Source organism: Corynebacterium sp. 11A (assembly GCF_008930935.1).
GTDB lineage: Bacteria > Actinomycetota > Actinomycetes > Mycobacteriales > Mycobacteriaceae > Corynebacterium > Corynebacterium megadyptis.
The window spans coordinates 1-12172 of the sequence record NZ_PQMR01000021.1 but is presented as its reverse complement, the minus strand read 5'-3'; the positions used below and the strand labels follow the sequence as shown (position 1 = coordinate 12172).

Here is a 12172-nt window from a genome sequence, read left to right as displayed (position 1 = left end):
GCCCCACGACCCCCACCTCCTGCCGCCTAGATCACAAAAGTCGCTACTATGAACGGTGTGTCCTACCTAATACGAGTCCTCCTGCCCGACGAGCCCGGCAGTCTCGGCATGCTTGCTGAGGCGATCGGTGTCATTGGTGGCAATATCCAATCGGTGGATGTTGTGCACCAATTCGACAGCGGCACCGTTATGGATGACATCGTGGTGGATTTGCCTTCTGGCACGCTCCCAGACAGCATCGTCTCCGCCGCGCAGGAAATCCCCGGTGTGATCATCGATTCGCTGCGCCCCTTCTCGGGCGTGGTCGATCGCCGCGGCCAGATCAAGATGCTGGCTGCTGTCGCCGAGAACTCTAGGCGGATCGAGGTAGCCATGAAAGAGCTTGTCGACGTCATCCCCCGCACCATGACCTCTGGGTGGGCCATTGTGCTCGGGCCCGCTGGGCGGGTGGCCGCCTCTACTGCCGCCCCAGAAGACGACGGCAACCTCCCGGAGATCAACGTCCATTCCGCCCGCCTGCTCGACCCAGAGGAAGAAACATGGGTTCCGGAACGCTGGGCCCTCTTGGATGCCTCGCTAGCGGTGGTGCCGCTGGGCGAGACTGACTTGCTGCTAGTGGTGGGCCGCCCCGGCGGCCCCGATTTCCTCTCCAGCGAGGTCGAGCACCTCGGCAACGTGGGCCACGTTATTGGCTCAATCCTAAAAGCTGCATAAAGCCCGCCTCGTCGAGGATCTCAAGGCCGAGATCTCGGGCCTTGGTTTCCTTCGAGCCGGCATTCTCCCCAGCCACCACATAGGTGGTCTTTTTCGAGACTGAGGACGCCGCTTTGCCGCCGCGCGCGACAATGGCGTCCTTTGCTTCTTCGCGGGTGAAGTTTTCTAGGGTGCCGGTGACCACGATGCTCATGCCCTCCAGCAACTGCGGCAGCTCCGCCTGCTCGGAGATATCTTCCTCCATGGTCACCCCGCTCGCGGCCCACGTGTCCACGATGGCCCGGTGCCAGTCCACCTGCCACCAGTCGGCGATCGATTCAGCGATCGTGTGGCCTACTCCCTCGACTTCGGCGATCTCCTCCAGGGGAGCGTCGAAAAGCGCTGGGATAGAACCGAAATGCTGGGCAAGCGCCCGGGCGGCGGTGGGGCCCACGTGGCGAATAGATAACGCCACGAGTACCCGCCAGAGCTCAACTCCGGTGGAGGCGGCGAGATTGTCCAAGAGTTTTTTGGCGCTCGCGTTGAGCGCGCCGGTGGAGGTGGTATAGACGGCAGAGGCGCGCAGGTCCTCCTCGCTGAGATCGAAAAGCCTCGCCTCGTCGCGGAGGATCCCCCGGTCAATCAGATCCTGGGCACCCTTCTCGCCGAGAGCCTCAATATCGAAGGCGCTCCGCGAGGCCAGATAGGACAGCCGGCCGGTGAGCTGACCGCGACACGAGCGGGTATTGGGGCAACGCCAATCAGCGTCATCGGCCTTAGCCGGGCGCAGTCGCGTGCCGCACTCAGGGCAGAGCGTGGGGAAGATATACTCCCGCTCGCTGCCATCACGCGTATCGGCCACTGGGCCCAATACCTCCGGGATGATCTCGCCGGCCTTGCGAATCACCACGGTATCGCCGATGAGAACGCCCTTGCGGGCCACCTCCTCGGGGTTGTGCAGGGTGGCCATGCTCACCGTCGAACCGGCCACGAACACCGGATCCATCACCGCATACGGGGTGACACGCCCAGTGCGGCCCACACTAGCCCGAATATCGATGAGCGTCGTGGTTACTTCCTCCGGCGGGTACTTATAGGCGATCGCCCAGCGCGGCGCCCGGGATGTCGCACCATAATCGCGCTGCTGCTGCAGATCATTGACCTTCACCACCAGACCATCAAGCTCAAACACGGCATCGTGCCGGTGCTTTTCCCAGTAGTTGACTTGGGCAATGATCTCCTTCGTGCTGCTCGCCGTGGTGGTATAGGGCGAGGTCGGCAGCCCCCAGGCCGTCATCGCCTCATAGGCCTCAAGCTGGGAGGCGGGGCTAAAGCCCTCGCGGGCGCCGATACCGTGGCAGACCATGCGTAGTTTCCTTCGCCGCACCGCCGCGGTGTCTTTTTGCCGCAGGCTCCCGGCCGCGGCGTTGCGCGGATTAGCAAAGGGCTTGCCGCCTTCTGCGATCCGCGCGGCATTGACGTCGGCAAAGTCCTCAATGGCGATAAACACCTCGCCGCGGATCTCGACCAGCTCGGGCACCGGATACTCCGCGCTGTCCTGCAGCTGATGCGGAATGTCCTCGATCACCTTGGCATTGGCGGTGATATCTTCCCCCACCCGGCCGTCGCCACGGGTGGCAGCGCGCTCCAGCTGGCCCTGGCGATACACCAAGTCGATCGACAGGCCATCGATTTTCAGCTCTGTGAGGTACTCCGACGCCGGAGTGCGCTCCAGCCACGCCTGCAGCTCATCGAGCGCGAACACATTATCCAAGCTATACAGCCGCTCGAGGTGCGTGACATTGGCAAAGCTCGACGATTCCGACACCGGCGCGCCCACCTGCAGGGTCGGCGAATCCGGCACCCGTAGCTCGGGGTGCTCAGCCTCCAGGGTCTCTAGCGCACGAAAAAGCTGATCAAACTCTGCATCCGAGATCTCTGGCTGCTGGTTGTAGTACTTCTCGCGGTGATGGCGCACAGTCGTCGCCAGCTCGTCCCACTTTTTGCGCAGATCGTCTGTAGTCACAATCCGACAGTTTAGCGCGTGCCCACCCGCAGGATTGTGGTGCTACTACGCATCAGAGTTGCGCGAGATGGCGTCGTCACGCGTCCAGCCCGAACCGCAAGTGGCGACCTAGTGTCCGGTGCGCAGTTTAAGCTAAGTAACCATGAACCACTTCGATCCGCAGAACATGCTCACCTTCGACCTTGAGACCACCACCAATGACCCCATGGAGGCGCACATTGTCACCTCCGCGATCGTCTCCATCAAGGGGCGCTCGGTGGAGCCGCTGGAGCTACTCGCCGATCCAGGCGTGCCGATTTCGGAAGCCGCGACGAAGGTGCACGGAATCAGCACCGACTATGCCCGCGAGCATGGCCGCCCGCACGATGAGGTTCTGCGTGAGACCATCGACCGGATCTATCAAGGCTGGTCCGATGGCCAAAGCCTCGTGGTCTTCAATGGCACCTTTGACCTGACGATTCTGCGCCAACGCTCCCAAGACTTCGTCATTAAAGGCCTGGTCTATGACCCGTATGTGATTGACAAAGCCAAAGATCCCTATCGCAAGGGCCGGCGCACCCTGGGCAGCCTGTGCGAGTTTTATGGGGTGCGACTCGACAACGCCCACGAAGCCACCGCCGACGCCCTCGCCGCGGCGCGCATCGCGTGGAAGCAGCTGCGCATGTGGCCCGAGCTGGCACAGATGGACGCCGATGAGCTTATGGAACAGCAGGCCGTGTGGTACTACGAGCAACAATCGAGTCTGAAGAAATACTTCGATAGCCGCGGCAAGGACTCCTCCACGGTGTCGACCGTGTGGCCCATGCGAGGCTAGACACACAATCCGTAGACGCGGCGGCGCATATCCCTCCCGAGCACCGCAGAAGCGGGCTTAGAGAATAATCGCCGCCGCGATCACGGCTAGGAAAATCACAGAGACGACGATGCCGATGATGGTGCTGGAGCGATCGTCTCCAGTGAAGTCCGGCAAGCCGTATTTGTTTTTAGGGAGCGAATCTGGATCCAGCTCCTCGCCTTCTTCTCGGCGCACGACGTTTCTCCTTGGATCGGCAGGTGATCGATGCGCTGCTAATCCTAGCTCACTGCACCGCATCCGAGTTCTCCCTCGCCTGCGCAGCGCTTATCGACGCCACCTCGCCTGCACACATCCCCTCGCCCAACTGTGCGCTGTTGCCGCCTAGAGATCCCCGGCGTCTCGACTGAGCATCTCGCTCACCACGCGGGCCGTTTTCAGTGCGCGCGCCGCGCTGAGCAGATCGCCCCGGCTGAGATCCTCTGCCGGGGCAATATCCACCGAATCGACGAGGACGTGTCGTGGCAGCGCCAGTTCATCGATGAGCGCAGCAGCCTCCTGGGCGCGGGCGCGGGGGCACTCCCCGAGTTCATCGACATGATCTGTACTACGCACCAGCCTCAGCCCGAGGCTAGTGCCCTGCTCGATCGACTCGGCGAGCGCATCTTTCGTGGAGGTATCCCAGCCAGTGGCGGCGCTGAGGATCGTGTCGAGATGCATGCCCACCCTGATCTGATCCGGGGAGAGGCTGGGAACGTGCAGGATACGACGGTCGGCGCTGGAGCCGAGTGCAGCCAGCGCCGGGGTGAGCTCATCGCGGTGGATCGCTGGGATGGGATCCAAGGTGGTCGCCGGGGTGAGGGTGCCGCGCAGAATGGGCGCGAGAAGCGGCTCATCGATTTGCAGCCACACTGATGCGTAGTAGCGTCGCCGAAGCTCGGCGATGTGGCGGGTGATGCCTTCGTGCAGACTGGCGCTGAGATCGCGCATGGCCCCAGAGTCGCGGAGGAGGAGCTGGCCATTGCTGAGCTCGATGGAGGCAGCCAGACTCCACGGGCCCACAATCTGTTCTTTGATGACGCCGCCGACGCCGGTGCCCCAGCAGGATTCCAGCTCGTCCAAGTCCCGTTCGGTGCGGTCGAGTATGCGGCGGCTGGCGATCTGGGGACGCGCATCCATGCGCCAGGAACGCGGGCCGCGGGAGACCTGCAGCCCCTCGAACAGACTGGCAGTGCGGCCGATAGCGTCGGAACCTATACCGCGCTGCGGTAGCTGCGGGATGGACCGGTGATCGCCGGTTTCGCCTGCGATCACGGAGGCGGCGTCGATAAGCGAAAGCCCAGGCATGGGGCCGACAGAGTAGGCAACCATTATCGACCCGTCCCACAAATAGTGCCGGAGCCGAGCACGATATCGCCGCCGGGATCGGGGCGGTAGAGCACGGCGGCTTGGCCGCGAGCGACGCCGCGCAACGGCTCCTGCAAGTCCACCACGAGCCGATCGGCGTCACGATCCACCTGCGCGCGCGCCGCCACGACGCCGCCATGCGCCCGAACCTGGACCTCGCAGTCGAACACGCCCTCCATGTCTGGGTGGAGCACCTTCACCCGATCGGCCTCGATGCGGGTGACGGTGAGGGCCTCGCGCGGACCAACCACCACGGTGCCCGTGGAGGCGTCGATATCGGTGACATAGCGCGGTCGCCCATCCGCGGCCGGGGCCTTAATATCTAGGCCCTTGCGCTGGCCGATGGTGTACTCGTGCACCCCGGAGTGCTGGCGTAACACCGCGCCTTCCTGGTCGACGATCGCGCCCGGGCGCACCCCGATGTGCTTGCCCAAAAACGCCTGGGTATTGCCATCGGGAATGAAGCAAATGTCATAGGAGTCCGGCTTGGAGGCGACAGCGAATCCCATCTCCTTCGCCTCCTCGCGGATCTGCGGCTTGGGAGTATCGCCAACTGGGAACATGCAGCGCTTGATCTCCTCGATGCCCAGCACACCCAGCACATAGGACTGGTCTTTATCTGGGTCCACAGAACGCCGCAGATAGCCGTCGCCGCCATCGCAGGGCTGGGTCAGCTGTGCGTAGTGCCCCGTGACAACCGCATCGAAGCCCAGCGCCACACCCCGCTCGAGCAAGGCTCGAAACTTGATCTTCTCGTTGCAGCGCAGACACGGGTTCGGGGTCTCACCGGCCGCATAGGAATCGATGAAATCATCGATCACATCCTCTTTGAAGCGATCGGAGAAATCCCACACATAAAAAGGAATGCCCAACTTATCGCACACCCGGCGCGCATCCGCCGAATCCTCCAAAGAGCAGCACCCGCGCGAGGACTCGCGAACCGACTGCGGATCGCGGGACAACGCCAAATGCACACCAATAACCTCATGGCCCGCCCGGACCGCCCGGGCAGCGGCCACTGCAGAATCCACCCCCCCACTCATCGCTGCGAGAACCCGCACTGCTCTATCTCCTCCTTTTGCGCTCCCCCACGCCCGTAGACGCGAAGACTGTAGTTAGGGCCGGCGGCGCCGCTGGGTCGCTGGCGCTGGCGCTGGTGTACTCCTGTGCGGCGCCGGGGCGTGGCGCCAGTGTTAAACGAGGCCTCATCCTAACAGGCGCGGCTTGCTACTACGCATCAGAGTGGCTGTAGGTATTCCCCTCCAGCAGCGGCGACCGCCGGACACACTGCCAGATACTCCCCAAAGCCCTAGCTGGGTGGGTGCTGCCACTGCCGTGTCAGCGTGTCGATCACCTGCTGCGCAGACCTACGTGCCGCGCCGATCTGACGGACCCCATGCACCGCGTTGAGGGCGACTGCACCGTCATAGTCCGAGAGCCGGAAGACATGCTCAGGCTGCCATCCCAGCTGCGGTGTCTGCTCCCGCAAGAGCGCGACGGTGGTGCTGGGAAGAATATCTGGGCTGGCGGGGATGCGGACCTGGCCGCCGCGAATCACTACCAGGGACCAAAAAGATCCCTCGGTGAGTTCGCCTGTCTCCGGGCAGCGGAAAACAATGTCGTCGTGTCCACGTGACTGGGCAGCAGCGACGAGTTCTCGGACGGGCTGAATATCGGTGTGTTTCTCTGATGCGTAGTAGCGCCGATACGTTATTTCTTCCACGTGGTTGATCGGCGCCCCGCAGCGGGCCGGCAGCTCCCGGGTACTCACCTCGACGGTGTCCTTATAGGCGGTGATCCGCACCACGCAGGGATCACTGGGCAGGGCGGCGAGATGGGGCTGGAGGGTGGCGTCGAGAAGCGAGAGGGGCATGTCGAGGCAGCTGCCGAAAGCGCGGGCATCGCGGTGCAGGCGGTGCAGGTGATGCTGCCAGCCGCGGATAGGGCGGGTGTTGAGGAAGGTGGTGAAATGCCCCTGCGGTCGCTGGTTCATGCTCCTCCTTACCGGCGGTGGTCATGTGAGGCTTCATCGTAGTTGGCGGCGGATGCGCGGGGCACGTCGGCCGGGGTGGGCGGCTGCTTCTAGGATTAAGGCCCATGAAGGTTCTGTTGATCGATAATGTCGATTCGTTCACCTATAACCTCGTTGACTACTTTCACCGTCTCGGCGCGAGTGTGACCGTACTACGCAACAGCGCTCCGCTGCCCCCGCTCGACTCAGTGGACGCGATCGTCTTATCGCCGGGCCCGGGCAGTCCGCACGATCCGGCGGCGCTGGGGTGTTCCAGCGCGGCGCTGGAGGCGGCCACGGCTCGGGGCATTCCGGTGCTGGGGATCTGTCTGGGCGCCCAGGCGATGGCGGTGGTCCATGGCGGCGAGGTGCGCCACGCCCCGGAGCCGATGCACGGGCGGGTCGACTCGATCAGCCACACCGACCATCCGCTGTTTCGTGGCGTGGAGCAGGACTGCGCAGCGACGCGCTATCATTCGCTGGCGATTACCCGCCTACCCGAGTGCGTGGAGATGCTGGCCCGTTCCAGTGATGGGGTGATTCAGGCGATCGCGCATCGCAGTCTGCCGCAGTGGGGTGTGCAGTTTCATCCCGAGTCGATTCGCACGGACGCGGGGCTGCAGATTCTCGATAACTTCCTGCACTTGGCCGCCGAGCATGCCGGCTGCCAGGCGCAGATTCATTCTTTCGCGCATCTCGTCGAGGAGTCGGAGCTCTACTGCGTAGTCCGCCAGTGGGCGCGCTACTACGCATCAGCCTCCATGTGGCTCAGCGCCGCCGCCGACCGCTTCAGCTATCTTGGCATCGGCTCCCGGGTGGAGTCCTTCGGCTTCGACGATGCGCCCAGCATGCCGACCGTGCACATCGACCGCGACGCCCCAGATTTGGGAGCATTCACGCTCGGCTGGGTGGGCTACTTCGACTACGAGACGCCCACGCACGACCCCGACGCCGCCACCACGGCCCGTTCGTCCGATCCGGCCAGCCAGTGGATGTGGGTGGACTGCTGCGTCGTCGTCGATCGCGAGCTGGGCCAGATGCATCTGCTCGGCCGCGGTGGTCTCGAACAGTCGCTTATCGACGCCATCTCCGCGCTTCCTCCCCTCCCCGCCGAACAGTCCCCTGCGGCCCAGCCCAGCCAGGCGCCCTCGCGCCCGCCGGTGACACTGCTCTCGCCGCCGCGTATCCGCGACGATCGCGACACCTACATGGACACAATCGTCCAGGCGCAACGCCACATCCTCGACGGCGACACCTATGAGGTGTGTCTGACTACGCAGCTGGAGGTGGAGGCCGAGCTGGATGTGTGCGCGGCCTTCGACTATCTACGACGCCGCCACCCCGCCCCCTATTCGGCCTTGCTCGAATTTCCCGACGTGCAGATCCTGTCCTGCTCGCCAGAAAAGATGCTCAGCATCGACGCCTCAGGCCGGGCGGTATCGAAACCGATCAAGGGAACCCGACGCCGCGACAGCGACCCCGCCATCGATCGCGCTTTAGCCGCCGAGCTGCACACGGAAAAAGAGCAAGCCGAAAACTTGATGATCGTTGATTTGGTACGCAACGACCTCACCCGCCACTGCCAGCCAGGCTCGATCACGGTAGAGAAACTCTTTGACGTTGAAAGCTACCCGAGCGTGCACCAGTTGGTCTCTACTGTCTCTGGGCTACTACGCAGTAGAGACGATGCCCTCTCTCTCGTGCGCGATTGCTTCCCCGGTGGCTCCATGACCGGCGCGCCCAAGATATCGACGATGAACATCCTTCACCAGCTCGAAGGCGCCCCGCGTGGGATCTATTCGGGGGCGCTCGGCTATCTCAGTAGCAGCGGCGCCATCGATCTCGCCATGGTGATCCGCTCCTTTGTCATCAGGGGCACCAGGGTGAGCTTCGGAGTAGGCGGAGCGATCACAGCCCTATCCACCCCGGCTGCGGAATGGGAGGAGATCATGGTGAAGTCGCACCTATTCCGCGAACTGATGGGAATCGACAATCTCGAGCAACCGCCCGAGGACCACGCAGCCACCTGCTCGACTACCCCACCGACCACCTAAGGACTGATATGGCACGCCGCAACCGCTCCCGCACCGAGAAGCATCCGAGAACCAGCTCGCAGGCTCGTGCTGGACGCTATGAGCTCAGCTACGGCGAGGCGACGTTGAAGTTCGAGAACGGCTGGTGGCTCTATATTGATGGCCATCCCTCTTCGCACCTCGTCATCGGAGAACCGCGCTATCTCGCTTTCGATTACATGCAATGGATTGCGGCCTGCGTCGACACGCATGTGCGGGCGCACCTCGATCCGCAGCGGCTGCGCATCACGCACTTAGGCGGGGGCGGCTGCTCATTGCCGCGCTACTTCGCGGACGTGTATCCGCGCTCGCGTAACTCGGTGGTGGAATACGACGCAGTGCTCGCCGAGAAGGTGCGAGAATGGTTCGACATCCCGCGCGCCCCACAGGTGAAAATCCGCGTCGGCGAGGCCGCCGCCACCACCGCATCCTTCCGGCCGGAATCGCGCGACGTTATCATCCGGGACTGCTTCGCCGGCGGTGCTGTCCCCGCAGCCCTCACCGAGCGCGAGTTCGCGCACAACGTGCACCGCAGCCTGAGCGCGGACGGGATCTACATCGCCAACACCTCCGGTGCGGCGCGGGCCGAACGTTTAGTGCTCGACGAATTTTTCGCGCACACCGGGATTATCGCTCCCGCCGCTGTGTTGAAATCAGGATCTGCCCGTGCCGCCAACGCGGTGGTGGTGGCCTCCGATCGGGCGCTGCCTGACCCCGATGTACTACGCAGCAGCATCGTTCCCGCTCGATGCGACTTCAGCTAGCCTCACCCGAGCACACCGCTACTGCCACTGCCACGGCCGCCGCGGCAGTTATACCTGCACCAGCGCCCGCGCCTCCTCATCGGTGAGCATAGCCTCCTCGAAGGCCTGCAGGGCCGCACGCTGATCGAAATTCACCCCAATGAGCACGACTTCATTGGAGGGAGCCACCCCCGCGCTCGCCCAGGGCGCGGCTGGCTGGATGGTGAGGTTGGGCCCGGCTTGGCTCCACACGTGGGCCATCTCGAGCCGGTCGGCGAGCCAGCAATGCCCCTTGGAACGCACCAATCCAGTTGTGTTGCGTAGTGCCTGTACCAAGCGCTCGCGATCAAAGGGGCGATCCCCGCGAAAGACCACAGAGGAAATCCCGTACTCCTCGGTTTCGGGCGTGTGCGGATTCGCAAGCTCCTCGGTATAGCCCTGATAGGTTGCCGCGGTCTGGACGTCGTAGAGGGCGGAGTCGAGGATGGCGTCGGCGGCGATCTCGCCGTGGGTCACGGGCACGATACGCGCCCGCGGGTTCATCGCGCGCACCGCCTCGATAGTGGCCCCGGTTGCGGCTTCGCCGGCGATATCGGTTTTGGTGATGAGGATGAGATCGGCGAATTCTGTTTGCTCCACGAGCAGATCGGCGATGGTGCGCTCGTCGTTTTCGTCGAAGCTGGCGCCTCGCTGCAGCTGGGTGATGAAGCTGGAGGCGTCCACGAGCGTGACCATCGAGTTGATGGGGGCGACATCGCACAGGCGGGTGCCATCGTCGAAGGTCCACTCAAACGTGGCCGCCACGGGCATCGGTTCGGAGATACCAGTGGATTCGATGACGATGTGATCGAAGCGCCGCGAGCGGGCTAGCTCGCCGACGCTATCCACGAGATCCTCACGCAGTGTGCAGCAGATGCAGCCATTGGATAGTTCCACGAAGCGCTCCTCCCCGCGCTCGAGGTGACTGCCCTTGGCGATGAGGTCGGCGTCGATGTTGATCTCGGAGAAGTCGTTGACGATGACCGCGATTTTTCGCTCGCGGGCATCGTGCAGCAGGTGATTGAGCAGCGTGGTTTTGCCCGCCCCCAAAAATCCCGACAATACGGTGACAGGGGTCGTGGCAGCAGGTGTGATAGGTGAACTCATGGCCCATCACACTACACTATTGGAAACCGATTCCATTAAACGGCCGCGCGGACGCCCAGTCGCACGGCACACGGCCCGCACCGCCGCTCTGCTTCAGCACATTCCGGCGACGCGAGCCACCTCAACAATCCGCGGAAACTCCTCCACGATGCGCACAATATCCTCCTCGCGCGTGGTGCGCCCCAGCGTCATACGCACCGCCGAGCGCGCATCCGCCTCGGATACCCCCATCGCCAGCAATACCTCGCTCGCGCGGTTCACCCCGGCCGCGCACGCCGAGCCCGTGGCACACTCGATCCCGGCACTATCGGCGAGCATGATCAAGCTATCGCCCTCCGCCCCGGGCACACTGAAGTGCAGATGCCCCGGCAAGAGCTGCTGCCCCTCACCATGCATGAGCACATTCTCGATGGAGCCCCGAAGTCCACTGCGTAGTCGCTCCCGTAAATCTTCTAGGCGCTGCTTTTCGACGCTCATCTCCGCGCACGCCTCCCGCACAGCCGCAGCCGTGGCCACTGCCCCCGCCACGTCTACTGTGCCTGGGCGGATACCGCGCTGTTGCCCGCCGCCACACAGAATCGGCTGCGGCGCCGGCGAGCGTCGCGCGAGGAGTAGACCCACCCCGCGAGGACCGCCGAATTTATGCGCGCTCGCCGCCAGGGTGTGTGCCCCGAGCTCACGGAAACTCACTGGGATGTGCCCCACCGCCTGGACGGCGTCGATATGCACGGGCGTATCCACCGCCGCGGCTGCATCCACCAGAGTTTCTACTGGCTGCACGACCCCGGTTTCGTTATTGGCCAACATCATCGTGGCCACCGAGTGCGGTGTGGACAGCACCGAACGGATGGAGTCTTCTTCCACCGCGCCGCCGGGGCTGACGGTGAAATATTCGCATTCGCGGCGGGCCACGACCTCCCGCACAGCTGGGTGCTCGATCGGGCTACTCGCCACGGGCAGCTCGGGCTGGGCCTGCGCAAACCCAGCGACGGCCAGATTGTCTGCCTCAGTCCCCGAACTGCAGAAAATCACCTCGATGGGTTCGCAATCGAGGCACTCGGCAATAGTTTCACGCGCCTCGGACAGCAGCGCATTCGCCGCCCGCCCCGAGCTGTACTGCCCGCCGGGGTTGAGCGCCCCCGAGGCCTCGATCCACGCCTGGCGAGCTGTCTCGCGCAGCGGTGCTGTTGCTGCGTAGTCCAGATAGATGCGTTTCATTACTTCCTTGGCTTCTCCTACATCCGGTATTGCTACTACGCGCAACAGAACCCCATCCCGTGC

General features: G+C 63.8%; 11 protein-coding genes. 4 read left to right on the top strand and 7 right to left on the bottom strand.

From position 1 onward, the window contains the following. The first annotated feature begins 57 nt into the window (after positions 1-57). Positions 58-714, top strand: coding sequence for an amino acid-binding ACT domain protein (locus tag GBB18_RS10560; protein ID WP_192796027.1), 657 nt, complete (start codon positions 58-60; stop codon positions 712-714). Here GBB18_RS10560 and ligA read toward each other — a convergent pair. Beyond that, positions 686-2719 (bottom strand): NAD-dependent DNA ligase LigA, encoded by a 2034-nt coding sequence (gene ligA, locus GBB18_RS10555; protein ID WP_151641641.1) that lies wholly within the window; start codon positions 2717-2719, stop codon positions 686-688. The genes GBB18_RS10560 and ligA overlap by 29 nt on opposite strands. A 142-nt stretch (positions 2720-2861) precedes the next feature. Here ligA and GBB18_RS10550 point away from each other — a divergent pair, with 142 nt between their 5' ends. Continuing rightward, a complete protein-coding gene (locus tag GBB18_RS10550) occupies positions 2862-3533 on the top strand; it encodes a 3'-5' exonuclease (RefSeq protein ID WP_151641640.1) in 672 nt (223 codons plus the stop codon). A gap of 57 nt (positions 3534-3590) precedes the next feature. On the opposite strand, the gene GBB18_RS10710 is transcribed toward GBB18_RS10550, so the two are convergent. From GBB18_RS10710 to GBB18_RS10535, 4 genes are all read right to left on the bottom strand, one after another. Then, positions 3591-3749, bottom strand: coding sequence for a hypothetical protein (locus GBB18_RS10710; protein ID WP_192796026.1), 159 nt, complete (start codon positions 3747-3749; stop codon positions 3591-3593). Between the two features lie 147 nt (positions 3750-3896). Then, positions 3897-4883, bottom strand: coding sequence for a hypothetical protein (locus GBB18_RS10545; RefSeq protein ID WP_151641639.1), 987 nt, complete (start codon positions 4881-4883; stop codon positions 3897-3899). Beyond that, entirely contained in the window at positions 4883-5980 is a 1098-nt protein-coding gene (gene mnmA, locus GBB18_RS10540) for a tRNA 2-thiouridine(34) synthase MnmA (protein WP_151641638.1), read from the bottom strand. The genes GBB18_RS10545 and mnmA overlap by 1 nt, the downstream gene beginning before the upstream one ends. Positions 5981-6228: 248 nt before the next feature. Then, positions 6229-6912 carry an aminotransferase class IV gene (locus GBB18_RS10535; protein WP_151641637.1) on the bottom strand — a complete coding sequence of 228 codons (684 nt, stop codon included), beginning with the start codon at positions 6910-6912 and terminating at the stop codon, positions 6229-6231. Between the two features lie 104 nt (positions 6913-7016). Here GBB18_RS10535 and GBB18_RS10530 point away from each other — a divergent pair, with 104 nt between their 5' ends. Both GBB18_RS10530 and GBB18_RS10525 read left to right on the top strand, forming a co-directional pair. Then, a complete protein-coding gene (locus GBB18_RS10530) occupies positions 7017-8984 on the top strand; it encodes a chorismate-binding protein (RefSeq protein WP_151641636.1) in 1968 nt (655 codons plus the stop codon). Between the two features lie 8 nt (positions 8985-8992). Further along, positions 8993-9766: a spermidine synthase gene (locus tag GBB18_RS10525; protein WP_151641635.1), complete on the top strand. Its 774-nt coding sequence runs from the start codon at positions 8993-8995 to the stop codon at positions 9764-9766. 48 nt (positions 9767-9814) lie between these two features. Here the strand turns inward: GBB18_RS10525 and GBB18_RS10520 are convergent, their stop codons facing one another. Together GBB18_RS10520 and GBB18_RS10515 are read right to left on the bottom strand one after the other, a co-directional pair. Beyond that, complete coding sequence (locus GBB18_RS10520) at positions 9815-10891, bottom strand: GTP-binding protein (RefSeq protein ID WP_151549042.1); 1077 nt, start codon at positions 10889-10891, stop codon at positions 9815-9817. A gap of 93 nt (positions 10892-10984) precedes the next feature. Continuing rightward, positions 10985-12109: a cysteine desulfurase family protein gene (locus GBB18_RS10515; protein WP_151641634.1), complete on the bottom strand. Its 1125-nt coding sequence runs from the start codon at positions 12107-12109 to the stop codon at positions 10985-10987. Positions 12110-12172: the final 63 nt, after the last annotated feature.

Coding starts and splice junctions, on each gene's coding strand:
- GBB18_RS10550 (WP_151641640.1), top strand. CDS start 2,862: ATGAACCACTTCGATCCGCAGAACATGCTCACCTTCGACCTTGAGACC.
- GBB18_RS10545 (WP_151641639.1), bottom strand. CDS start 4,883: ATGGTTGCCTACTCTGTCGGCCCCATGCCTGGGCTTTCGCTTATCGAC.
- GBB18_RS10535 (WP_151641637.1), bottom strand. CDS start 6,912: ATGAACCAGCGACCGCAGGGGCATTTCACCACCTTCCTCAACACCCGC.
- GBB18_RS10530 (WP_151641636.1), top strand. CDS start 7,017: ATGAAGGTTCTGTTGATCGATAATGTCGATTCGTTCACCTATAACCTC.
- GBB18_RS10525 (WP_151641635.1), top strand. CDS start 8,993: ATGGCACGCCGCAACCGCTCCCGCACCGAGAAGCATCCGAGAACCAGC.
- GBB18_RS10520 (WP_151549042.1), bottom strand. CDS start 10,891: ATGAGTTCACCTATCACACCTGCTGCCACGACCCCTGTCACCGTATTG.
- GBB18_RS10515 (WP_151641634.1), bottom strand. CDS start 12,109: ATGAAACGCATCTATCTGGACTACGCAGCAACAGCACCGCTGCGCGAG.